Origin of the sequence: Vibrio gallicus (assembly GCF_024346875.1) — a bacterium.
Taxonomy (GTDB): domain Bacteria; phylum Pseudomonadota; class Gammaproteobacteria; order Enterobacterales; family Vibrionaceae; genus Vibrio; species Vibrio gallicus.
In genome coordinates, this window is sequence record NZ_AP024871.1 from 1,920,834 (window position 1) to 1,945,161 (window position 24,328).

The following is a 24,328-nucleotide window of genomic DNA, read 5'->3' on the forward strand; positions in this document are numbered from 1 at the left end:
CAAACCTTTAGTTCATAGCATGGGTAATGCCAGTACGAGAATGTCACGCTCTATATTTAGTCACTACAGTACAAGACTAGGCAACAGGCTGAAACTCAAAGCGAGCACGAGATTTAGACTTTAACTCATTGCAGCTATTACAAAAATAACTGGCAGCCCCACACGCTTGTAGCTTTTCCATCTCGGCATCACAATCAGGACAAAAACCTACCTTGTTATAGTGTTGTTCACAGCTATGACATACGTACTTTCCATCCCATTCCAGATCACTGTTACATTGTGGGCATTTATTTTGCTGCATATTACACTCCAACTTCCATAAAACACTTATATTCTATGATATATGCCCTCGTTCATAGAAACTCAATCAATTAGCCCAAAAAAGATCTTAGCTAGATCATCGCCTTTGTGTTCCTTGAACAGCGATCTACATCAAAAAGAACATTTATATAACCACATACCGAAAGCATAAGTTACATATCCTGTTTTTGGATTTACAGAAGAACATTACACTAATGCAGTTAGTAAAAAGCCGAATTACAAGACAATAATAAAACGATCTTTTCGTGAATGATGTCGAAATACAGGTTTATGTAATAAGAGATATGCTTCGGGACAAGCTATCTCTATAACGCAGGTATAAAAAAACCGCCTGACGGCGGTTTATCTGTTTATCGCTTACTGCGACCTTTCAGCATCTGGTCAAGGCGCTTCTTACGGCGCTCTTGAGAGATGGTCATCTTATTCGTTTTCGCTTCGTACGGGTTTTCACTATTCTGGAATTGAATGCGAATTGGTGTCCCCATAATCTCTAAAGAACGGCGATAGTAGTTCATTAGATAGCGCTTGTAAGAGTCAGGAAGGTCATTAACCTGATTACCGTGAATCACGACTAGAGGTGGGTTATAACCACCAGCATGCGCGTACTTAAGCTTCACACGGCGACCACGAATAAGGGGTGGTTGGTGATCATCACTTGCCATCTTCATAATACGGGTAAGTACTGAGGTACCTACACGAGTCGTTGCAGACTTATACGCCTCTTGCACAGACTCAAACAAGTGACCAACACCTGTACCATGCAATGCTGAGATAAAGTGAATACGAGCAAAATCAACAAAGCCTAAACGGCGATCGAGCTCTTTCTTCACTCGCTCTTTCACTTCAGTATCCAATCCATCCCATTTATTTACTGAGATAACAATCGAACGACCCGCATTCAAAGCAAAGCCTAATAGGCTAAGGTCTTGATCTGAGATGTTTTCACGGGCATCAATAACCAGCAAAACCACGTTAGCATCTTCTACTGCTTTAAGGGTTTTAACCACAGAAAATTTTTCTACGGTTTCATTAATACGTCTACGACGGCGAACACCAGCAGTATCAATCAGCACATATTCTCGGCCATCGCGTTCCATTGGGATATAGATAGAATCACGAGTGGTACCAGGCATATCGTAAACAACAACGCGCTCTTCACCAAGAATACGGTTGGTTAACGTAGATTTACCTACGTTAGGACGTCCAATGATGGCTAATTTAATTGGCTGGTCTTGAAGGCGCTTGAATTCATTTTCCGCTTCTTCTTCTGTGTATTCTAATTTCTCTTCTTCTGAATCTTCAAAACCCGTGAGATCTTCAATTTCACCTTGCTCAGCTTTAAGTTCTTCTGCAAATGGGTTTAGAGCACGGTCAATCAATACGCTCACACCACGACCATGAGCCGCAGCAATCTGATACATATCATCAACGCCCAATTTCCAAAATTCAGCACTTGCTGCGTCGGCATCAATACCATCGACCTTGTTAACTACAAGCATCGCTGGTTTTTCAATCTTACGTAAATGCTGAGCAATAGCTTCATCTGATACGGTGAGGCCAGCACGGCCATCAACCATAAATAAAACCACATCGGCTTCATCGATAGCAGCTAGAGATTGTTGGGCCATTTTGGTTTCAACACCCTCTTCAGTACCATCGATACCGCCGGTGTCGATCACGATAAACTCATGTTCGCCTAGCTTAGCTTGACCATATTTTCTATCGCGCGTTAAGCCTGGGAAGTCCGCAACCAAGGCATCGCGAGTGCGTGTCAAACGGTTGAATAGAGTAGATTTACCTACATTTGGACGCCCAACAAGCGCAATAACTGGAACCATAACGACCTCAAAAATGAAACTGTTCTATTTAGAATAATAAAAACGGCTCTTGACTTTCATTAGCCAAGAGCCGAATGTGAATCATATCACAGATAATAGTATGTGTTGATAATTAGTGGTTGAATTTCAACCGCAGTTAAACAAAAAGATCCAATGATCTTATTCTTCGATCTTCTTCTTCTCAACACTGCCATCTCGAGTTACGACTAAGTAGCCGTCCTCAAGCTGTAACGGTGCAACTGCAAAGCCACTATCGTCTTCTTGCTGTTGCGAAACAAACTCGCCACTACGGCGATCTAGCCAGTAGAGATAGCCTTCGCTATCACCCACGACAACCTTGTTATCAATAATGGTTGGTGGTGTGAGCAAGCGATATTCTAGCTCTCGGTTTTGCCACAGTTCAGTACCACTGCGCGCATCAACTGCCACGATATAATCTTTGTCTGTCACAAGGTAGATAGTTCGACCATCGGTGGCCATATCTTTTGCCGAAGAGTAGTTGCGCTTCCAAGCCGGTGCACCGGAGCGTAAATCAATCGCAACCAATTGACCATTAACCCCAATGGTATACAGCATTCCACCAATAACCAGTGGTTGCGCATCAGAGTCTACGAGACGGTCAATCTCAGTTGCACCCTTTGGCGTGCCTACCGGTTGCTGCCAGATCATCTGACCACGCTCTACGATAGCTGCGGCCAAACGGCCATTTGCAGTCCCCCAAAATACCCCACCTGAGAGTGCAGTCGGTGAACTGGTACCACGTAGTGTTAGGTTCGGTACCTCGGTACTTACCGTCCACATCTCATTACCCGTTTCTTCATCAAGGGCCACTAATGCCCCCCGTGACGTATGAACCAGCACTAAGTTAGAGTCGGTTTCAGGAACAGATAGAACCTCACCATCTACTTGCACACGCCATTTTTCTTCACCAGTATTCTCATCTAGAGAGATCATCTCTCCGTTTTCGGTACCAATAAATAGCTGTCCATAAGAGGCATTGATTCCTCCAGACAAGCGGGCGGGTACATCTTTTTCTAGATCAACTGACCAGATTTCGTCGCCAGATTCCGGATCTAATGCGACAACATCACCATCTCGGCTTGCGACAAATATCTTGCCATAGGCATAGGTTGGCGTCAGTTTAGAGTAATATTGACCAACGCCGTTACCGACAGAGGTTGACCATTCCTGTGAAGGTGTAAATTCACTCTTCACCACAGGAACCGGTGCCATTACGATAGTATCTTCTTCGCTCGCGCACCCGACGATACCCAGAGCAATACTCGCAATTAGCGCGCGTTTTAGCCACTTTCTGTTTGCCATCTGCTATAACCTTACTTTGCTAAGTCATCAAGCTTAAGCTGAAGAGTTTGGCTTGCATCTTTCGCTTGTTGAGCTTCGGTATAAGCACTATAAGCGCCTTCACTATCACCCTTGCGTAGTAACAAGTCACCTTTAAGCTCAGCCAGACGGCCTTCGTAACCTTCTGCTTTGATTGCAGCTAGTTCAGAAATTGCACCTTCAACATCCCCGGTTTCGGCTTTAACACGAACCGCACGGATCTCAATAACAGGCAGTAAAGCTGAATCTTTGGTATTCGCCTTAGCCCACTCAAGTTGTTCTAATGCAGGCTTATAGTTAGCAGCTGCTATCTGTGCTTGAGCCAATTGCATTGCCGCTAATACTGCATATTCACGGCCAGAGTTGTTATCAATAAAGGTTTGCACATCAGCAGTAGCGTCCAGACCTTTAGTTTGCAAAGTCTGAATCGTTGTATTGTAAGCGTGTGAGGCAGCTTCTTGGTTATCAACCACTGAATCTTGGTAATAACGCCAGCCAAATAAGCCTCCAAGGCCAATAACAGCACCTAAGATTACAGCCTTACCATTTTCCTGCCACCAATCCTTAATGGCTTCAACTTGTTGTTCTTCGCTATCGTATAGTTCCACGACAGTTCCTCTTTATAGTAATTTTTGTAAGTGAGATACGAGCTCGTTCTGTGCGATCGTAGCTTGCTCACCACCTTTAAGGTCTTTCACAACTACGCTGTTTTGCTCAACTTCATTTTCGCCAAGCACTAATGCTACGTGAGCACCAACTTTATCAGCACGCTTAAATTGTTTCTTAAAGTTACCACCACCGAAGTGATTCATAATACGCAGTTCTGGTAGCTGTTCACGCAGTGACTCTGCAAGCTTCATTCCAGCTAATAGTGTGCCTTCACCTGCGGTAACAACATAGGCATCGACAACCGGACGAACCTCATCAAGCTCTAAGGTCTCAAGCATTAATACTAAACGCTCTAGGCCCATCGCAAAGCCAACCGCTTTAGTTGGTTTACCACCGAGTTGCTCAACCAAACCATCATAGCGACCACCGCCACAAACGGTGCCTTGAGCACCTAAGCTTTCGGTAATCCATTCAAATACAGTACGGTTGTAGTAATCAAGACCACGAACTAAGCGCTGATTAACTTGGTATTCGATGCCAGCGGCGTCAAGAAGTTCACATAGACCAGCAAAGTGCTGTTTAGATTCATCATCCAGATAATCTGAAAGACGCGGCGCATCACCAAGGATGGCTTGTACATCTGGATTTTTTGAATCAAGAACACGCAGAGGGTTGGTATGCATGCGGCGCTTGCAGTCTTCATCAAGTACGTCGATATGCTGCTCTAAAAACTCGATTAACGCTAAACGATAGTTTGCGCGAGCGTCAAGAGAGCCAATAGAGTTGAGCTCTAAACGAACGTGCTTATCAATACCCAGTTCTCGCCATAGGCGTGCTGTCATCATGATCAGTTCAGCGTCAACATCTGGGCCTTCAATGCCAAAGACTTCAACACCACACTGATGAAACTGACGGTAACGTCCCTTCTGTGGACGCTCATGACGGAACATTGGTCCCATATACCATAGGCGCTGTTCTTGATTGTATAGCAATCCATTTTGAATCCCAGAGCGTACACAACCTGCGGTACCTTCTGGACGAAGACTTAGGCTTTCACCATTACGGTCTTCAAAGGTATACATTTCTTTTTCAACCACATCGGTAACTTCACCAATAGCACGGCTAAATAGGTTTGTTACCTCAACGATAGGCATACGAACTTCACTGTATCCATATGCGCTAACAACGCGTTTAACCGTTGATTCCACTTTCTGCCAAAGTGGAGATTGAGTTGGAAGGCAGTCGTTCATGCCTCGAATTGCTTGAATAGTTTTAGCCACTATAAATTACCATCTCATGTCAGAGCCTAATGCTCTGAGCTCATTATTCTTGAATATCGTTAATATCGATGCGTTGCGCAGGGTCTAGTAGACTTGCTTTAGCACGGATTTTCGCTTCTAGTTGCTCGATCATTTGCTGATTATCAAAGCGCTCTTTCTGGCGTTTGCCATCAAGATAAAAAGCACTCTTTTTATTACCACCAGCAACGCCCATATGTGATGCTTCTGCTTCACCCGGTCCATTAACAACGCAACCAATAATAGAGACATCCATTGGGGTTGTAATATCCTCAAGGCGCTCTTCTAGCGCATTGACAGTACCAATAACATCAAACTCTTGTCGCGAACACGTAGGACAAGCGATGAAATTAATACCACGCGAACGAATACGCAGCGATTTTAAAATATCAAAGCCAACCTTTATCTCTTCAACTGGATTAGCAGCAAGAGAAATACGCAAAGTATCACCAATGCCCTCAGACAGCAGCATGCCTAAGCCAACAGAAGACTTAACCGCACCAGCTCTAGCACCACCAGCTTCCGTAATACCAAGGTGTAAAGGTTGATCGATTTTATTGGCTAATAAGCGATAAGACTCAACAGCTAAAAAGACATCCGATGCCTTAACGCTGACCTTAAATTGATCGAAGTTAAGGCGATCTAAGATATCAACATGACGCATTGCTGATTCAATCAGCGCCTCTGCGGTTGGTTCACGATATTTAACCTGAATGTCTTTCTCTAATGAGCCGCCATTAACACCAATGCGAATTGGAATATTCTTATCGCGAGCGCAATCAACAACCGAGCGAATACGCTCTTCGTTGCCAATATTCCCCGGATTGATTCGCAGACAATCTACACCGTATTCAGCCACTTTTAAGGCGATACGATAGTCAAAGTGAATATCTGCAATCAGCGGGATTTTGACTTGTTGCTTAATCTGCTTAAAGGCTTCAGCCGCATCCATAGTCGGTACTGACACGCGCACAATATCCGCTCCAACCTTCTCTAAGGCCTGGATCTGTGCCACGGTCGCTGCCACGTCTGTGGTGCGGGTGTTGGTCATTGACTGTACGGCAATTGGCGCACCATCGCCGATTGGTACATCGCCAACATAAATACGCGTCGATGGACGACGCTTAATAGGAGATTCGTGATGCATAGTTACTCTGCAGTAAAACGTGCTACTTTACCCGCAGTATACCCAGAAAGATCGAATGGTTCACCCGAAATTGATAGTGATACGGCCTCAGGCGCTCCAACAACAAACTTAAATGGTCCTTGCCCTTCAAGCTTTAATGAGTCTCCTGATTTCTTCACTCCCATATGTAGGGTTTTACCTTGGGCATCTGATACCTTGATCCAGCAGTCCGCTTTAAAGCTCATTGAGATTGCAGGTGGTATTACGGCTGGCAATTGGGTCGGTTTTTCAATCGCTAAACTAGAATCAGCAGCGGATACGGATGTAAGGTCTTCTGACGCAGACCCGGTTTCCGTTGCTATGGCTTCATCTGTCACTTCAGGTTCAGCAGGCGTTGAATCAAGTTGCTGCACCTCTTGTTGTGCAGGCTGTTCAGCAACCACATCTACGTTTTGTTCGTTCTGCCACCACCAGATTGCAGAAATACCCACGATTACCGCAAAGATACCCCAAGTGAGTTTCATGATGCGATTGTCGTGTTTCTTCTTCTGGGTTTTTTGAGAGAAGCTTTGCATCTCTTCTTCACAAGAAGCTGAAAGCTTAAGGCTATCAAAGATATCTAATACTGATTTCTCATCGACACCAACTAGCTTGGCATAAGATCGAATATAACCACGGGTAAAGGTATGAACTTGTCCCTTATGAAAGTCATTCGCCTCTATGCTATCAATTATTGCAACTCTGAGGCGCAGTCTATCCCCGACTTCACGAGTTGAAAGGCCTAGAGATTCTCGCTTAGTTTTTAAGATTTCCCCAAGCATAATCTTTGGGGTTTCATCTGTCTTTTCTGTGTCTGTATTTGCTGAATCTGTGGTCATTATAAATTTAAACTTTTGTTTAAAATAAAAGTAATAACAGAGTTATTGTAAGCCCTGCAGTTCTTTCTGCAGTAACTCTACCTCTGGTGTTACTCCTACCCGAATATGAATTCTATTAAGTCTTTGCTGTGCTAACTGAGCTTGGCCAAATCGAATATTAAGTTTTACTAACTCGATATCACTGCGATAGCGGTTAGGTTGAAACTCAAGAGACTTAATAAAATAAGCCTCAGCCTGATGCCATTGCCCTGCTTGTAATGCACAGAGGCCCGAGTTCTCATAACTCGCTGCGACCAATATATAGTCGCTCTGTTGTATCGCTTGCTCAAATTTTTGCAACGCTTGTTTATAGCGGTGCTGGCGGCATAAAAACACGCCGAAATCATTTAATAAGTTGCCATTATCTGGAGAAAGATCTAAAGCTCGTCTGTACCAATCTTCAGCCAGCTTTACCTGAGAAACATATTGATAATAATAGGCTAATGCAGAGGAGGAACGAACATATTTCGGTGCATACTGGTGTGCAATATCGAAATTTTGCTTTGCTCTGACAGTATCACCAAGTTGTAAGTAACTTAGTCCAAGCTCAATGCGTGCATTGGCCGCGGCCAGAGGGGCAAATTTGGTTTTATCATCTGCGCTTTTTACTGTAACACAGCCAAGGCAGAGACTGAGATAAAAAAGTGTGATCAATGCTTTAAACATATGCTTCTCCAACATTGCGCTGAAGAAGCTTGTCACTCTTTTAAGGGGATACTCTAATTACAGAGTTTTGACTGGAATATCACCTTGAGAGGTTTCTTCAGTGCGCGCTTTCTGGGTACGCTTGGTACGGTCAATTACATCACCAACCAATTGACCACATGCTGCGTCAATATCGTCGCCGCGAGTCTTACGTAACGTCACCGTATATTCGTATTGCATCAGGGTTTTCATAAAGCGATCAATACGCGAATTGCTCGGCTTCTTATAAGGTGAACCAGGATACGGATTAAATGGTATTAAATTGATCTTTGCTGGAGTGTCTTTTAGCAGTTCTGCGAGTTGTCTCGCATGTTCCATATCGTCATTGACATGATCAAGCAAGATATACTCAACTGTCACTCGCCCACGGTTAGCATTAGAGGATGCAATATAACGACGCACTGAAGACAAGAATTCTTCGATATTCCAACGGTCATTGATTGGCATAATCTGACGGCGCAGCTCATCGGTCGGTGCATGCAATGAGATAGCCAGTGCCACATCAATATTGCCTGTCATTTGATCAAGGCCAGATACAACACCTGAAGTTGATACCGTTACGCGACGTTTAGAAAGACCAAAACCAAGGTCATCGAGCATTAGGTTCAATGACGGGATCAGGTTCTTCATATTCAGCAACGGCTCTCCCATTCCCATCATTACAACGTTTGTAATCGGACGACGACCGGTTTCTTTTTCTAAACCGATCTCGCGAGCTGCACGCCAAATCTGACCTGCAATCTCTGAAACGCGTAGGTTACGGTTAAACCCTTGTTGCCCTGTTGAGCAGAATTTACACTCTAAGGCACAACCTACCTGTGAAGAAACACATAGCGTCGCACGGTCACCATCAGGGATATAAACCGTTTCAACATCTTGATCGCCAACACGCATTGCCCATTTGATTGTGCCGTCACTTGAGTATTGAGCATCTGAAACAGCGGGTGCTTTAATCTCAGTTAAGCGTTGAAGCTTCTCGCGCAACTTCTTGTTTATGTTGCTCATTTTGTCGAAGTCATCGACACCAAAGTGATACATCCACTTCATTAATTGATCGGCACGAAATGCCTTTTCACCAAGCTCTTCAGCAAAATAGGTACGCAACCCTTGGCGGTCAAAATCAAGTAGATTAACTTTAGTTTTGGTCATGGAGCCTCTCAACGACAAACAACAAATCTGGGGCGCGAATTGTACAGGCTTTGCACAGTTTCAACAAGTAGTATGTGATCAAGGTCTATGAAGTGACGAGATAGAGTTTAAAAATCGCGGGTAGATAAACTCCGACCGCGATTATTTTAGGCAAGGCTATTTTATGGTCTAGCGTGAATTTCAGAGGAAGGGAAAAAGAATTCAATCTCACGCGCAGCCGATGTAGGGCTATCAGAGCCATGTACTGAGTTATAGCGTAAACTCAAAGCATAATCAGAACGAATCGTACCACAAGCTGCCTCTTCTGGATTCGTTTTCCCCATCAGCTCTCGATAACGAGCAATGGCATCTTCACCCTCTAATACCTGAACCATAACCGGACCAGACATCATAAATTCTTTTAGTGAATCAAAGAATGGTTTGCCTTCATGCTCAGCATAGAAGCCACTTGCTTGTGCTTCGTCTAACTGTACCATTTTAGCACCCACTACACGTAATCCTGCCGCTTCGATACGTTGGTAGATAGCACCAATCAAATTGCGTTTTACCGCGTCAGGTTTAATGATGGAAAACGTTCGTTCTAGAGCCATGATATATCCTTATTCGTCTTATTATTATTACCGTTATAGTTATCTCAAAAAACAGGCTTCATTACGAAGCCTGAGATCACATGCTGGATGTTTATTGATTAATAAGTAGATTAGCTAGGGTGCGAATGCCGCTCCCCGTTGCACCAGCAGGCCATTTTGCCGTGGCTGATTTACGGTAGGTTGCCGCACAATCGAAGTGCAACCAACCTTGTTTATAATCTTCAACAAAGTAAGACAAGAAAGCAGCTGCAGTTGATGCACCTGGAGAGTAATCCCCAGACGATATATTTGAAAGGTCAGCAAAGTTTGACGGTAGCATTCCGCGATGGAAGTCAGCCAACGGCAATTGCCATAGACCTTCACGCTCTTGCTGCGCACACGCTAACGCTTGCTCTGCTAGGGCATCATCGAAGCTAAATAGAGCATGGTAGTCGTTACCTAATGCATTTTTAGCCGCACCTGTAAGGGTTGCACAATCAATGATCAGCTCAGGATTTTGCTCACTTGCATAAATAAGGCCATCAGCAAGGACCAGGCGACCCTCGGCATCGGTGTTCATTACTTCTACGGTTTTGCCGTTCTTATAAGTAATCACGTCACCTAGCTTCAGTGCACGACCAGAAATCATATTTTCAGCGCAGCATAGAATCAGCTTCACGCGCTTATTTAAGCCACGTAAAATAGCAAGACCTAGGCCACCAGTAATGGTACTTGAGCCACCCATGTCGGATTTCATTGCCGTCATAAAGGCTGAGCCCTTAATGCTATAACCGCCTGAATCAAAGGTAATACCTTTACCAACTAAGCACGCCATGATTGGTGCTTCAGGATCGCCAGTTGGGTTGAAGTCTAGCTGTAGCATTGCCGAAGTACGCTCCGAACCACGACCAACCGCATAAATACCTTCCCAACCTTCGGTTAGGAGGTCTTTGTCCTTAACGATGCGATAGGTAACGTGCTGTGGAGCTAGAGATTTAATAAACTCACCTGCCATCGTCGCCAGTTGACGAGGTGCGACTTCTTCAGCACTCTTATTGATAATATCGCGGGTCCAGTTTGAAACCTTAATACGACCTTCAAGTTCAGCTTGATCGGCTTCGGCTAGCGTATCCCAAACCATTTCATTGTTTTTCTTGGCATTGCGATAACCCTGATGGAAAGACCAGACTTCTTCTAATCCCCAGCCTTCGCCAGTTAATGATACGTTTTTGATGCCTTGGGTATCGAGTTTACGAGCTGCTTTTTGAATCGCACCTTGATCATGGCCTTTGCCAATATGGATTGTAGCGCTGTCACCGTTGAAGGAAAGAATTGCATTCTCTCCCCATTGAGATGGGGCTTGCTCTGTAGTTAATTTTATTTGCATTGTAGACATAACCTCTCCTTGCCTTCTACTTTTATTACTGTATTAAACTCGGTCAACGAGCTTATCTAGATATAACCTATCTAATGCTTTTATTTAAGACATTATGCATAGACTGCTTTCAAAAGCACAAAAATCGGGCATAAAAGCCCGACCTTCATCATATAAATACTATTGGATGAACATTTAGAGTCCATTGACTTTGTGACTCAATATTGACGGCCAAAGTTCAATCTATTTAATCGATTTCATCCATCCAGCATAAAATAATAGCCTCTAGAATTTTTTCATTGCAGTGATTGGGCTCATCTTCAAACCCTTCAAGGGCGATAACCCACTCTTGCAAATCGGTGAAGCGAACAGTCTTAGGGTCCAGCTCAGGAAACTGCTCAATCAACTCTATGGCAATGTCACGACTATCAATCCATTTCATGACGCTATACTCCTTGTTTAGTGATCTTCTGCTGCATGATTAAGGGTGTATTTCGGGATCTCTACCACTAGGTCTTGATCCGCTACCTTTGCTTGACAGCCTAAGCGCGATTCAGGCTCTAATCCCCATGCTTTATCTAGCATATCATCTTCTAGCTCTTCACTCTCTTCAAGTGAATCGAAGCCTTCACGAATAACAACATGACAGGTAGTACAAGCACATGACTTTTCACATGCATGCTCAATACCAATACCGTTTTTAAGTGCTACATCCAGTACAGTTTCACCTGCTTGCGCTTCAAACACAGCACCATCAGGGCATAGATCATCGTGTGGCAATACAACTATCTTAGGCATAATTAATATCTTCTCTAAATATCATCGACTGATTGCCCGGACAATGCCTGGCGAATTGATTTATCCATACGACGAGATGCAAACTCTTGGCTTGCTTTGTCGGTTTGCTTGATGCCTTCTTCAATTGCATCAGCATCTTGTTGGTTACGCAATTGGATCAAAGACTCAACGGCTTGCAGCAGCTCTGCACGTTCTGGATCCGATAGCAACTCATCACCATCACTGTGCATGGCGGCAATTAAGCCTTCGATAACCCGGTCAGCCTCTACACGCTGCTCAGCCAATGCGCGAGCTTGCATGTCATCTTTAGCGTAAGTCATTGACTCTTTCAGCATATTAGCAACTTCGTCATCACTTAAACCATATGAAGGCTTAACCTGGATCTCAGCGTTTATACCAGTGCTCTTCTCCATTGCGCTTACCGACAATAAACCATCTGCATCTACTTGATACGTTACTCGAATATGAGCAGCACCAGCGGCCATCGGTGGAATCCCCTTTAAGGCAAACTTAGCTAATGAGCGGCAGTCTTCTACCATCTCACGCTCACCTTGCACTGTATGCACTGACATCGCGGTTTGACCATCTTTAAAAGTGGTGAACTCTTGCGCCCTTGCTACAGGAATTGTGGTATTACGAGGGATGATTTTTTCAACCAAGCCGCCCATAGTTTCGATTCCCAAAGATAGCGGAATGACATCTAGCAGTAACATCTCTGAATCAGGCTTATTGCCGGCTAAGATATCGGCTTGAATTGCCGCGCCGATCGCCACAACTTCATCTGGGTTAATGCTGGTAAGTGGGGTGCGTCCAAAGAACTCACCAACCATATTGCGAACTAGCGGGGTTCGGGTGGAGCCACCAACCATCACCACTTCTAATACGTCTTGTTTCTCGATCTCTGCATCTTTTACTGCGCGTCGACAAGACATCAAGGTACGCTTAATCAGCGGCTGAATTAGCTGTTCAAGCTCACTGCGAGACACCTCACCTTGCCAATCCAATACCGATACTTGCGCAACGTCTTGGTTAGAAAGGGCTATCTTAGTTTTGGTCGCGGCATTGAGTAAAATACGGCTCTGCTGCGCAGTTAATGAGTCTAATCCGATCTGTTTTTGTAGGTATTCAGCTAATAGGTGATCAAAGTCATCACCGCCTAAAGAAGAGTCACCACCGGTCGATAGCACCTCAAATACGCCACGTGATAAGCGTAATATTGAGATATCAAAGGTACCACCACCTAAGTCATAGACTGCAATAATACCCTCTTGCCCCGAATCAAGACCGTATGCAATTGCTGCCGCTGTCGGTTCATTGAGCAAGCGTAATACGGTTAGACCCGCTAGAGTAGCTGCATCTTTAGTCCCTGCACGCTGCGCATCATCAAAGTAGGCAGGTACGGTAATAACGACACCTGTCAACTCACCACCAAGGCTTTGTTGCGCGCGCTCTGAAAGTGACTTTAAGATATCGGCTGAAACCTCAATCGGGTTTTTATCCCCTTGTGGAGTACCAAGCAGCGGAAGACCATTGTCGCTAATCCCAAGCTTATAAGGCAGGTTAGGGAAACGCTGCTGTACATCTGTTGCTGAGCGACCTAACAGGCGCTTAACTGAGATAATAGTGTTTGCAGGATCAGACTCAGCAAGCTCTAAAGCAGGATAACCCACTTGGGTCTGTTGTTGCTGATAATGAACAGCAGAAGGCAAAATTGTACGCCCTTGCTCATCACTTAACGTGTTAGCTTCTCCGCTACGAACCGTCGCCACAAGAGAGTTTGTGGTTCCCAGATCAATACCGGCAGCCAGCTTATGCTCGTGAGGTGCAGAGCTTTGACCCGGCTCTGCTATTTGAAGTAATGACATGTGTTTCCTTTTATTAAGCGACTAGCCCATCAAACGGTCTTCGAGGCGCTCAATCTCTACATTTAGCTTATCAATAAACTTTAATTTTCTAACGCTATCGGCGGCTTGTTCCCAGTCCGACTGCTGTAGTTGTTGCTGAACTTGTTGCAACTGCTGCTTATGCATTGTCGATACTTTATCTGAAAAATCAAATAACAAACTCTCAGCATCGTGAGCTGTCTCTATTTCTTCTAGCTCTTCTCGCAGCTCCATTTGTTGCATTAGAAACATCGGATCTTGAAGGGTTTGCTGCTCTGCTCGAATATCGACGCCGTTTTGTAGCAATAGGTATTCTGCGCGCTGAATAGGGTTCTTTAGAATTTGATAAGCATCGTTAATATTGGCCGCTTTTTGCACCGACATTAAGCGGTCTCGCTCTGAAGCCGTAGCGAAGTTATCAGGGTGAAAACGACGTTGAAGTTCGCGGAATTGAGAAGAAAGAAGGCTACCATCGAGCTCAAACTGCGTTGGTAGCCCAAATAGTTCAAAATGATTCATCTGGATTCTCTGTATCGAAATACAAAAGTAGGGAAGCTTACACTTCCCTACTCTTAAATTTGATTAGACATTGAAGCTTTCGCCACAACCACATTCGCTTTTCGCGTTAGGGTTATTGAATTCGAAACCTTCATTCAAGCCTTCTTTTACATAATCAAGCTCTGTACCATCAAGATAAACTAGGCTCTTGGCATCGATAATTACTTTTACGCCTTTTTGCTCAAAAACCGTATCTTCTTCGTTTAGTTCGTCTACGAATTCAAGCACATAAGCCATACCTGAACAGCCTGTGGTTTTTACACCTAAGCGCAAGCCAATTCCTTTTCCTCGGCTAGACATGAATGCCTGTACGCGATCCGCTGCGGTTTGTGTCATTGTGATGGCCATACTACAACCTTTTTTCTTTAAACTGGGGAGCACGCTCCCCAACTATTATTCTTGATGTTTCTTTTTGTAATCTGTTACTGCAGCTTTAATTGCGTCTTCAGCAAGGATAGAGCAGTGAATTTTCACTGGTGGCAATTCTAACTCTTCTGCAATTTCAGAGTTTTTGATAGCGGCAGCTTCATCAACCGTTTTACCTTTAACCCACTCAGTTACTAGTGAGCTTGAGGCAATAGCACTACCACAACCGTAGGTTTTGAATTTCGCATCTTCAATGATACCTTCTGGTGTCACCTTGATTTGAAGTTTCATTACGTCGCCGCACGCAGGTGCACCAACCATACCACTACCTACCGCTGGATCTTCTTTATCAAAAGCTCCTACATTGCGCGGATTTTCATAGTGATCAATTACTTTTTCACTGTAAGCCATAATAAATTCCTCTAATTGTCCACATCCGTGGAATTAGTGATGTGCCCACTCAACGGTGTCCAGATCAATCCCTTCTTTGAACATATCCCATAATGGGGACATTTCGCGTAGTTTTGTTACTGCTTCACAGATTTGCTGTGCAGCGTAATCTATTTCTTCTTCAGTGGTGTGACGACCAAATGAGAAGCGCACTGAGCTATGTGCTAGTTCGTCATTTAGACCGAGTGCGCGCAATACATATGATGGTTCCAAGCTTGCCGAAGTACATGCTGAACCTGAAGATACCGCAAGGTCTTTTAATGCCATAAGCAGTGATTCACCCTCAACAAAAGCGAAGCTTACGTTTAGGTTATGAGGAACACGTTGCTCTAGGTCACCATTAATTGTGAGCTCTTCTAAGCCTTTTAACTTATCTAATAGGCGATTACGCAGGCTAAGAGCATGCTGATAATCTTTTTCCATATCTAATTTAGCGACACGGAACGCTTCACCCATACCCACGATTTGATGAGTAGGTAGAGTACCAGAGCGGAAACCACGCTCATGACCACCACCGTGCATTTGCGCTTCTAAGCGAATGCGTGGTTTACGGCGAACATATAGTGCGCCAATACCTTTCGGACCATATACCTTGTGTGCAGACAAAGACATAAGGTCAACCTTAGTTTCTTGTACATCAATAGGCAGTTTACCTGCTGATTGAGCTGCATCGACATGGAATATAATCTTGCGTTCACGGCATAACTCACCGATAGAGTTAATGTCTTGAATAACACCGATCTCATTATTTACATGCATAATAGAAACTAATACCGTGTCTTCACGCATTGCATCTTTTAGCTTGTTGAGGTCGATAAGGCCGTTTGCTTCTGGTTCAAGGTAAGTCACCTCAAAGCCATCACGCTCTAATTGACGACATGGGTCAAGTACTGCTTTGTGTTCAGTTTTGCTTGTAATTACGTGCTTACCGCGCTTCGAGTAGAAGTTAGCTGCACCTTTAATTGCAAGGTTGTCAGATTCAGTTGCACCTGAAGTAAATACGATCTCGCGAGGATCGGCATTGAGAAGATCGGCAATCTGTTCACGAGCCGTATCAACGGCTTCTTCTGCTTGCCAACCAAAACGGTGCGATCGCGATGCCGGATTACCAAATGTGCCGTCCATAGTCAGAAATTGGACTAGCTTTTGTGCGACACGCTCATCTACAGGACAAGTCGCTGAATAGTCTAAATAAATAGGCAGTTTCATTTATTTACTCCAAGTAAAACTGTTGCTCTATGAGCGGACGTTGATACTAATTTTCTCAGTGATTGAACTTGGGGTATTGTGAACCGAAAGCTCCATATCTTGACGCCCAGAAATTTCTAAAACTTCGTTATCCAACATCAACTCACCAAGAGAGATATTGTTTAAAAAACTACTGATTCGGGAGCTAAGATCACGCCATAAGGTATGAGTTAAACAGCGCGAACCTCCCTGACAATCTGCTTTTCCATTACAACGAGTTGCCTCTACTGATTCATCAACAGCAGAGATAATGGTTCCGATAGCAATATCATCGGCTACTTTGCCAAGATTATATCCCCCACCAGGACCACGAACACTCGCAACCAGACCTGCCTTACGCAGTTTGGAAAACAGTTGTTCCAAATAGGAAAGAGATATACCTTGACGCTCAGAGATATCAGCCAGTGGCACTGGGCCCGTCTGAGAATGCAGCGCCACATCAAGCATAGCTGTAACGGCATATCTTCCTTTGGATGTAAGCTTCATATCACACTCTTTCCGATTTCTAGAATAGGGAAAGTCTCCCATACCCGACAAAAACGGTCAAGTATTTATTTGAGTGATTTAGTCAGGTATTTAACCATTACTATTACATGGTTATTATTTACGCGAAACTGACTTATCAATTGAGGATAAAACCCCTCTCAATATATTGAGCTCTTGTGCCTCAGGCCTAGCTCGGCTAAATAAGCGCTTTAGCTTACTCATAACCTGGCTTGGTTTGTCCTTAGAGATAAACTGGGTATTGGTTAGTACTTTTTCAAGGTGCTGATAGAACATTTCCAGTTCACTATGTCGCGAATATTCGATCTGTGTCGCTTCAGGGAAAGCAGATTGTTGATGATCGAGAAATGCCATACGTATTTCATAGGTCAATGTTTGTACTGCCATCGCAAGATTCAATGAGCTGTACTCTGGATTTGCTGGGATACTGACATGATATTGGCAAATCTGAAGCTCCTCGTTACTCAAACCAGTACGCTCACGACCAAACACCAAGGCCACCGGAGCACTTTGTCCATTTTCTACAAATTTTGCTCCGCACTCTCGTGGTTCTAGCATTGGCCAATCTAAAGTTCGTGAGCGTGCACTAGAGCCGACAACTAATACACAATCCGCAACGGCAGCCTCAAGGGTTGGATAGACCTTAGCGCTTTTCACCACATCATTAGCACCGGCGGCTAAAGCCATGCTTTGTTCATCGACGTCACATTGTGGGTCAACCAATACCAGCTGGTGAAGCCCCATCACTTTCATTGCCCTTGCCGCTGAGCCAATATTTCCGGGATGAGAGGTACCGACCAGTACAACTTTGACTTGGTTTAGCATCATGTTTTCCTTGCAAAATTAAATCAACAGAATGGTAACACAACCCATTTCCCGCAGGGGAAACAAAATACATCGGCTCTTTAAAGCAACACTAAAATTAATTCGAATAAAAAATAACCACTTCCATTTTGCGTCATTCTTGCTTATACTCCGCCTCGCTTTAGTTCTTTAACATCCGTTGGGTATATAAATATGCATCCTATGCTGAATATTGCGATTCGCGCTGCGCGAAAAGCAGGCAATCATATTGCTAAATCTCTAGAAAACGCTGACAAAATCGAATCATCTCTAAAGGGCACTAATGACATAGTGACCAACGTAGATAAAGAAGCAGAATATTTAATCATTGAAACGATTAAAGCTTCTTACCCTGATCACAGCATCATTGCAGAAGAGTCTGGCCTACAACAAGGCAAAGACGACGCTGTACAATGGATCATTGACCCACTGGATGGCACAGCAAACTTCGCTAGAGGCATACCACACTTCGCTGTTTCAATTGCAGTTCGCATTAATGGTAAAACAGAAGTTGCTTGTGTTTATGACCCAATGCAAAACGACCTGTTCACAGCACAACGTGGTTCAGGCGCTCAGCTTAACAACTCTCGTGTCCGCGTTAAGCAACTAAAAGACCTTCAAGGTACTCTACTTGCGACTGGTTTCCCTCACAAACATAAGCAACACTCTGAATCTTACTTTAAAATTCTAAGTGCTCTATTTGTGGAAGCTTCTGACATCCGTCGTACTGGTTCTGCGTCGCTTAACCTTTGCTACCTTGCAGCTAATCGCGTTGATGGCTACTTTGAGCTTGGCCTTAAACCGTGGGAAATAGCTGCGGGCGAACTTATTGCTCGTGAAGCAGGTGTTATTCTAACTGACTTCTCTGGCGGCACTGACTACCTAAAATCAGGTAATATCGTTGCTTCTAGTGCACGTGGCGTTAAATCTATTCTTAAGCACATTCGTGAAAACTCGAATGAAGCTATGCTTAAATAATTAACCCAATATAAAAGCCAAGTCGCTTGCGCGCTCTTGGTTTATATTAGATTTGTATAAAAATGGTCACCTTTGGTGACCATTTTTTTTAGCAGTACTGCTTAACTACGTCAGCAATGCCGTTCGCTAGCTTAAGCACTAACTCTCCATCTTCACCTTCAACCATAACTCGAATTAGTGGCTCGGTACCAGATTTACGTAATAACACTCGACCTTTATCGCCAAGCTCAGTTTCTGCATCTATTACGGCTTGTTTAACTACATCGAGCTCCATCGGGTTAGTGTTACCGCTAAAGCGTACATTCACTAACTCTTGTGGGTAAAGTGACATACCTTGAGACAGGTCATATAGGCTCATATCACTATCAACAATAGAGGCTAATACTTGTAGCGCAGCGACGATAGCATCCCCAGTTGTTACCTTATCAAGCAAGATGACGTGACCTGAGTTTTCAGCCCCAATCATCCAACCTTTCTGTTGCAGTTGCTCCATCACATAACGGTCACCGACCGCAGCACGAGAGAATGGTATTCCCAGCTGTTTCAGGCCATTTTCCATGCCTAGGTTAGTCATTAGCGTGCCAACAACCCCCCCTTTCAATTCACCACGACGAAGTGCATCGCGCGCAATAATATAAGCAATTTGGTCACCATCGACCTTATTACCTTTATGGTCAACCATAATGATGCGGTCACCATCGCCATCAAATGCTAAACCAAGGTCAGCTTTTTCTTCGACTACGCGGGCTTGCAATGCGCGTACATCGGTAGCACCCACTTTCTCATTGATGTTCAAACCATTAGGTTCGCAGCCCATAACTATCAGCTCTGCACCAAGCTCTTTAAACACATTTGGTGCAATGTGATAGGTAGCGCCATTGGCGCAATCTACAACAATTTTCAACTTAGATAGATTTTGGTGATGAGGGAAGGTGCTCTTACAAAATTCAATGTAACGACCTGCCGCATCTTTTAAGCGAGATGCCTTACCCAGTAGAGCCGATTCAACACACTCGATATCTTTGTCTAGCTCAGCTTCTATCGCCAGTTCGATATCATCGGCTAGCTTGGTACCTTCAGATGAAAAGAATTTAATGCCGTTATCATAATACGGGTTATGAGAGGCTGAGATCACGATACCCGCTTCTGCACGAAAGGTTTGGGTCAGGTATGCAACAGCAGGTGTTGGCATAGGTCCGGTAAAGGTCGCTTTTAGACCTGCCGCGGCTAATCCTGCTTCTAGTGCAGATTCAAGCATATAGCCAGAGATACGAGTATCCTTGCCAATAATGACTTTTTTGGTGCCTTGCTTAGCAAGTACGCGACCCGCAGCCCAGCCTAATTTTAAAACAAAATCAGGAGTTATAGGGTATTGACCAACCTTGCCTCGGACACCATCGGTGCCAAAATAACGTCTCTTCGACATAATATTACCTAGTATTATTTTAATTGTTGGATAAAGTTTAGAACTTTTATCGCATCTACGGTTTGCTCTACATCATGCACACGAATAATCTGTGCACCCTTTTGTACGGCAATAACAGCACAAGCAATGCTACCTGCAACTGCTTGCGTCGCTGTTTTATCCAATAGTTTAAATACCATGGATTTACGCGACATGCCCGCCAAAATAGGCAAACCAAATTGGTGTAACTTATCCAGTTGTTCAAGTAACTGATAATTGTGCTGTAAGGTTTTACCAAAGCCAAAGCCTGGGTCAAGAATAAGCTTATCCTTATCAATCCCCGCTTTTGCACATGCCGCTATGCGCTGCTTTAAAAACTCGCCGATGTCATGTACAAGATCATCATAGCGAGGGTTAGCTTGCATCGTACGTGGCTGACCTTGCATATGCATAAGACATATAGGTAGACCACTTTCAGCCGCGGCTTGAAGTGCGTTTGGCTCTTGAAGAGCTCGCACATCATTAATGATATCAGCTCCTGCCAGTGCAGCTTGACGCATGACCTCAGCTTTACTGGTATCAATTGATATCCATACATCAGACTGACTGCGCAATGCCTTAATAACTGGAATAACGCGTTGTAGCTCATCTTCTAAACTAACGTCTGGGGCTCCAGGGCGTGTTGATTCACCGCCGATATCTATAATGGTTGCACCATGAGATATCATCTGCACCGCGTGTTCGATAGCGTTATCAATACCATCGAATTGACCACCATCAGAAAATGAATCTGGAGTGACATTTAGGATGCCCATCACCTGAGGTGTGGTTAGATCTAAATGTTTTGAATTATTGGTTAGTATCATAATTTTGAAAGGTATAAACAGAAAAACCCCGAGCGAACTCGGGGTTTGTTATTAACTATTGATTATTCGGACTCTTTGTCCGTTTTTTCTGGTTTAGTCGCTTCTACATCTGCTTTTGATTCAGCTTCTGTATCTGACTTAGCTTCTGGCGCAGCTTCCGCTTTTGGCTGCTCAACAGGCTGACTTTGTTCACCCCATCCAGCTGGCTCACGAATCACGTCATGGCGTTCCATTAGGTCATCAATCTGACCTGCATCAATGGTTTCGTACTTCATCAGTGCATCTTTCATGGTATGCATGATATCCATGTTCTCTTCAAGGATCTGACGAGCACGAGCATAGTTGCGGTCGATGATTTGACGAATCTCATCATCAATCAGCTTAGCGGTATCATCAGACATGTGTTTAGTCTGAGTTACGCTACGACCCAAGAATACTTCGCCTTCTTCTTCTGCATAAAGAAGAGGACCTAGCTTCTCAGAGAAGCCCCACTGAGTCACCATCTTACGAGCGATATCAGTCGCACGTTCGATATCATTTGATGCACCAGTAGATACACGCTCTTTACCGTAGATAAGCTCTTCAGCTAGACGACCACCGTATAGGCTTGAGATCATCGACTCAAGGTGACGACGGTTCATGCTGACGCGATCTTGCTCTGGTAGGTACATAGTCACACCCAGCGCACGGCCGCGTGGAATAATCGATACCTTGTACACAGGATCGTGCTCAGGAACCAAGCGACCAATGATTGCGTGGCCTGCTTCGTGGTAAGCCGTTGACTCTTTAATGTCATCAGTCATTACCATAGAGCGACGTTCTGCACCCATCATGATCTTGTCTTTTGCTTGCTCAAACTCAGCCATAGCAACGTTGCGCTTGTTACCACGAGCCGCGAATAGTGCTGCTTCGTTTACAAGGTTAGCAAGGTCTGCACCAGAGAAACCTGGAGTACCACGAGCAATCAAAGATGGCTCTACATCGCTAGCAAGGGGAACCTTGCGCATGTGTACTTTCAGGATCTGCTCACGACCACGTACATCCGGAAGACCAACCACTACCTGACGGTCAAAACGACCAGGACGAAGTAATGCAGGGTCCAATACGTCTGGACGGTTAGTTGCAGCGATAACGATAATACCCTCGTTACCCTCAAAACCATCCATCTCTACCAACATTTGGTTCAACGTTTGCTCACGCTCATCGTGACCACCACCAACACCTGCGCCACGCTGGCGACCTACGGCATCGATCTCATCGATGAAGATGATACAAGGCGCTGCTTTCTTCGCTTGCTCGAACATGTCACGCACACGAGATGCACCAACACCGACGAACATTTCTACGAAATCAGAACCAGAGATAGTAAAGAACGGAACTTTAGCCTCACCAGCAATCGCCTTCGCAAGTAGAGTTTTACCTGTACCAGGAGGACCGACTAGCAAGACACCCGTTGGGATCTTACCGCCCAGTTTCTGGAATCGGCTTGGATCACGTAAGTAATCCACGAGCTCTTTAACGTCTTCTTTGGCTTCATCACAGCCAGCCACATCAGAGAATAGCGTTTTGATCTGCTCTTCACTCATCATACGTGCTTTAGATTTACCAAACGACATGGCACCTTTGCCACCGCCGCCTTGCATCTGACGCATAAAGAAGATCCACACACCAATCAAAAGAATCATCGGGAACCAAGAAATAAAGATAGTTCCTAGTAAGCTTTGTTCTTCTGGTGCTGTGCCAGACACTTTAACTTTTTTATTGATAAGATCATCAAGTAGCTTAGTGTCGTACACAGGCATGTACGTCACATTACGTGAATTATCATTGCGATAAAAAACAATTTCTTTATCGTTGATTTTTGCTTCACGAACTTGGCCTTGACCAACTTCCTGTACGAATGTGGTGTAATCCACACTTTTTCCGTTGCTGTCCCCAGGCCCAAAGCTCTGGAAAACGGACATTAGCACTACAGCTATTACCAGCCACAGAATTAGATTTTTTGCCATGTCACTCAAGGTGTAAGCCTCTCGATAACTAATTGTAATTAAAGATAGATTACTACAGTTTACACACTGTAGCCAGATTGTTAAATGTTAGCCTTTGTAGCCAGTTGCAACAATGTAAACCTCTCGCGAACGAGCTCGCGACGAATCTGGTTTACGAGTTTTTACAACCTTAAACAAGTCTCTGCATTCCTTAACGTATTGGTCGAACCCTTCGCCTTGGAATACCTTAACTACAAAGCTACCATTTGGAGCTAGAACTTGTCGACACATATCGAGGGCAAGCTCAACCAAATACATAGCTCTTGGTTGATCTACAGACAAATTGCCTGCCATATTTGGTGCCATGTCTGACATTACTACGTCAACCATGCTTGGTTGGATCCTTTCTAACAAAGCATCTAGCACTGCTTCGTCACGAAAATCACCTTGTAAGAATGCCACACCTGCTATGGAATCCATAGGTAAAATGTCGCACGCTATGACCTGCCCCTCATCCCCAACAATTTTTGTTGCGTACTGAGACCAACCACCGGGTGCCGCGCCCAAATCCACGACTGTTTGACCCGGCTTTAGGAGCCTATCTTTGTCTTGAATCTCTTCAATCTTAAAGATAGCGCGTGAACGATAGCCTTTTTTCTTCGCCTCGCTCACGTATTTATCATCGAAGTGTTCCTTCAACCAGCGGCCAGAACTTGCAGAATGTTTTTGTTTACTCATTAAAATCCCAAAATAACGATGTTTTTTGCCACTATTTACCTTATTAAAGGCTAATAAATGACTTGGGTATAGTCTTCATACAGATATGAAGCTAAAATAGTATTTTTCAACCCTTACACGAAAGAATTTGGCCGCGATATGAATTTAAGCACCAAACAAAAACAGCACCTAAAAGGCCTAGCACACAACCTTAAGCCGGTTGTACTAATGGGCGCAAATGGATTGACAGAGGCTGTTCTAGCGGAAATCGAAATCGCTCTCGATCATCATGAACTTATTAAAGTAAAAGTTGCATCAGAAGATCGTGACACGAAAAACTTAATTATCGATGCTATCGTTCGCGAAACTGGCGCAGAGAAAGTACAAACAATTGGTAAAACTCTTGTTCTGTATCGCCAAACCCAAGCGCGCAAAATCGAGATCCCTCGTAAATAATACGAGTATAGAGACAAAAA

At 44.2% G+C, this 24,328-nt stretch carries 26 protein-coding genes; 2 read left to right on the forward strand and 24 right to left on the reverse strand.

The window, feature by feature from the left end; genetic code table 11:
- Window positions 1-76 precede the first annotated feature (76 nt).
- The 20 genes from OCU28_RS08910 to trmJ all read right to left on the reverse strand — a co-directional run bounded on the left by OCU28_RS08910 (window position 77) and on the right by trmJ (window position 17,880).
- Window positions 77-301, reverse strand: a complete 225-nt coding sequence (locus OCU28_RS08910; RefSeq protein ID WP_261815856.1) for a zinc ribbon domain-containing protein — start codon at window positions 299-301, stop codon at window positions 77-79.
- A gap of 370 nt (window positions 302-671) precedes the next feature.
- A complete protein-coding gene (gene der, locus OCU28_RS08915) occupies window positions 672-2,159 on the reverse strand; it encodes a ribosome biogenesis GTPase Der (protein WP_261815857.1) in 1,488 nt (495 codons plus the stop codon).
- Between the two features lie 159 nt (window positions 2,160-2,318).
- On the reverse strand, window positions 2,319-3,482 hold the full coding sequence (gene bamB / locus OCU28_RS08920) for an outer membrane protein assembly factor BamB (RefSeq protein ID WP_261815858.1): 1,164 nt from the start codon (window positions 3,480-3,482) through the stop codon (window positions 2,319-2,321).
- An 11-nt stretch (window positions 3,483-3,493) separates the two neighbouring features.
- Complete coding sequence (locus OCU28_RS08925) at window positions 3,494-4,108, reverse strand: YfgM family protein (protein ID WP_261815859.1); 615 nt, start codon at window positions 4,106-4,108, stop codon at window positions 3,494-3,496.
- Window positions 4,109-4,120: 12 nt separating this feature from the next.
- Window positions 4,121-5,389, reverse strand: coding sequence for a histidine--tRNA ligase (gene hisS / locus OCU28_RS08930; protein WP_261815860.1), 1,269 nt, complete (start codon window positions 5,387-5,389; stop codon window positions 4,121-4,123).
- Window positions 5,390-5,432: 43 nt separating this feature from the next.
- Window positions 5,433-6,554 carry a flavodoxin-dependent (E)-4-hydroxy-3-methylbut-2-enyl-diphosphate synthase gene (gene ispG / locus OCU28_RS08935; protein WP_261815861.1) on the reverse strand — a complete coding sequence of 374 codons (1,122 nt, stop codon included), beginning with the start codon at window positions 6,552-6,554 and terminating at the stop codon, window positions 5,433-5,435.
- Between the two features lie 2 nt (window positions 6,555-6,556).
- The gene (locus OCU28_RS08940) at window positions 6,557-7,411 is read right to left on the reverse strand and encodes a RodZ domain-containing protein (protein ID WP_261815862.1); all 855 of its coding nucleotides are present in this window, start codon (window positions 7,409-7,411) and stop codon (window positions 6,557-6,559) included.
- 42 nt (window positions 7,412-7,453) lie between these two features.
- Window positions 7,454-8,116, reverse strand: coding sequence for a type IV pilus biogenesis/stability protein PilW (gene pilW / locus OCU28_RS08945; RefSeq protein ID WP_261815863.1), 663 nt, complete (start codon window positions 8,114-8,116; stop codon window positions 7,454-7,456).
- 57 nt (window positions 8,117-8,173) lie between these two features.
- Window positions 8,174-9,304: a bifunctional tRNA (adenosine(37)-C2)-methyltransferase TrmG/ribosomal RNA large subunit methyltransferase RlmN gene (locus tag OCU28_RS08950; RefSeq protein WP_261815864.1), complete on the reverse strand. Its 1,131-nt coding sequence runs from the start codon at window positions 9,302-9,304 to the stop codon at window positions 8,174-8,176.
- 161 nt (window positions 9,305-9,465) lie between these two features.
- A complete protein-coding gene (gene ndk, locus OCU28_RS08955) occupies window positions 9,466-9,894 on the reverse strand; it encodes a nucleoside-diphosphate kinase (protein ID WP_261815865.1) in 429 nt (142 codons plus the stop codon).
- Between the two features lie 91 nt (window positions 9,895-9,985).
- Window positions 9,986-11,269, reverse strand: a complete 1,284-nt coding sequence (gene pepB / locus OCU28_RS08960) for an aminopeptidase PepB (RefSeq protein WP_261815866.1) — start codon at window positions 11,267-11,269, stop codon at window positions 9,986-9,988.
- Between the two features lie 226 nt (window positions 11,270-11,495).
- A complete protein-coding gene (gene iscX / locus OCU28_RS08965) occupies window positions 11,496-11,690 on the reverse strand; it encodes a Fe-S cluster assembly protein IscX (protein WP_261815867.1) in 195 nt (64 codons plus the stop codon).
- 17 nt (window positions 11,691-11,707) lie between these two features.
- Window positions 11,708-12,046: an ISC system 2Fe-2S type ferredoxin gene (gene fdx, locus OCU28_RS08970; RefSeq protein WP_261815868.1), complete on the reverse strand. Its 339-nt coding sequence runs from the start codon at window positions 12,044-12,046 to the stop codon at window positions 11,708-11,710.
- Between the two features lie 14 nt (window positions 12,047-12,060).
- The gene (gene hscA / locus OCU28_RS08975; RefSeq protein WP_261815869.1) at window positions 12,061-13,911 is read right to left on the reverse strand and encodes a Fe-S protein assembly chaperone HscA; all 1,851 of its coding nucleotides are present in this window, start codon (window positions 13,909-13,911) and stop codon (window positions 12,061-12,063) included.
- Window positions 13,912-13,932: 21 nt separating this feature from the next.
- Entirely contained in the window at window positions 13,933-14,448 is a 516-nt protein-coding gene (gene hscB / locus OCU28_RS08980; protein ID WP_261815870.1) for a co-chaperone HscB, read from the reverse strand.
- Between the two features lie 63 nt (window positions 14,449-14,511).
- Complete coding sequence (gene iscA / locus OCU28_RS08985) at window positions 14,512-14,835, reverse strand: iron-sulfur cluster assembly protein IscA (RefSeq protein ID WP_261815871.1); 324 nt, start codon at window positions 14,833-14,835, stop codon at window positions 14,512-14,514.
- Between the two features lie 45 nt (window positions 14,836-14,880).
- The gene (gene iscU / locus OCU28_RS08990; RefSeq protein ID WP_261815872.1) at window positions 14,881-15,264 is read right to left on the reverse strand and encodes a Fe-S cluster assembly scaffold IscU; all 384 of its coding nucleotides are present in this window, start codon (window positions 15,262-15,264) and stop codon (window positions 14,881-14,883) included.
- A gap of 33 nt (window positions 15,265-15,297) precedes the next feature.
- The gene (locus OCU28_RS08995; RefSeq protein WP_261815873.1) at window positions 15,298-16,512 is read right to left on the reverse strand and encodes an IscS subfamily cysteine desulfurase; all 1,215 of its coding nucleotides are present in this window, start codon (window positions 16,510-16,512) and stop codon (window positions 15,298-15,300) included.
- Between the two features lie 27 nt (window positions 16,513-16,539).
- Window positions 16,540-17,037, reverse strand: a complete 498-nt coding sequence (gene iscR / locus OCU28_RS09000) for a Fe-S cluster assembly transcriptional regulator IscR (RefSeq protein ID WP_261815874.1) — start codon at window positions 17,035-17,037, stop codon at window positions 16,540-16,542.
- Between the two features lie 114 nt (window positions 17,038-17,151).
- Entirely contained in the window at window positions 17,152-17,880 is a 729-nt protein-coding gene (gene trmJ, locus OCU28_RS09005) for a tRNA (cytosine(32)/uridine(32)-2'-O)-methyltransferase TrmJ (protein ID WP_261817470.1), read from the reverse strand.
- Window positions 17,881-18,072: 192 nt separating this feature from the next.
- Here trmJ and suhB point away from each other — a divergent pair, with 192 nt between their 5' ends.
- Entirely contained in the window at window positions 18,073-18,876 is an 804-nt protein-coding gene (gene suhB, locus OCU28_RS09010; protein WP_261815875.1) for an inositol-1-monophosphatase, read from the forward strand.
- Window positions 18,877-18,964: 88 nt separating this feature from the next.
- Here the strand turns inward: suhB and glmM are convergent, their stop codons facing one another.
- The 4 genes from glmM to rlmE all read right to left on the reverse strand — a co-directional run bounded on the left by glmM (window position 18,965) and on the right by rlmE (window position 23,873).
- Complete coding sequence (gene glmM / locus OCU28_RS09015; protein WP_261817471.1) at window positions 18,965-20,305, reverse strand: phosphoglucosamine mutase; 1,341 nt, start codon at window positions 20,303-20,305, stop codon at window positions 18,965-18,967.
- Between the two features lie 11 nt (window positions 20,306-20,316).
- Window positions 20,317-21,147, reverse strand: coding sequence for a dihydropteroate synthase (gene folP / locus OCU28_RS09020; protein WP_261815876.1), 831 nt, complete (start codon window positions 21,145-21,147; stop codon window positions 20,317-20,319).
- Window positions 21,148-21,209: 62 nt separating this feature from the next.
- Window positions 21,210-23,156 carry an ATP-dependent zinc metalloprotease FtsH gene (gene ftsH, locus OCU28_RS09025; protein ID WP_261815877.1) on the reverse strand — a complete coding sequence of 649 codons (1,947 nt, stop codon included), beginning with the start codon at window positions 23,154-23,156 and terminating at the stop codon, window positions 21,210-21,212.
- Between the two features lie 87 nt (window positions 23,157-23,243).
- Window positions 23,244-23,873 carry a 23S rRNA (uridine(2552)-2'-O)-methyltransferase RlmE gene (rlmE, locus tag OCU28_RS09030; protein WP_261815878.1) on the reverse strand — a complete coding sequence of 210 codons (630 nt, stop codon included), beginning with the start codon at window positions 23,871-23,873 and terminating at the stop codon, window positions 23,244-23,246.
- A gap of 138 nt (window positions 23,874-24,011) precedes the next feature.
- On the opposite strand from rlmE, the gene yhbY reads away from it, so the two are divergent.
- On the forward strand, window positions 24,012-24,308 hold the full coding sequence (gene yhbY, locus OCU28_RS09035) for a ribosome assembly RNA-binding protein YhbY (protein ID WP_261815879.1): 297 nt from the start codon (window positions 24,012-24,014) through the stop codon (window positions 24,306-24,308).
- Window positions 24,309-24,328: the final 20 nt, after the last annotated feature.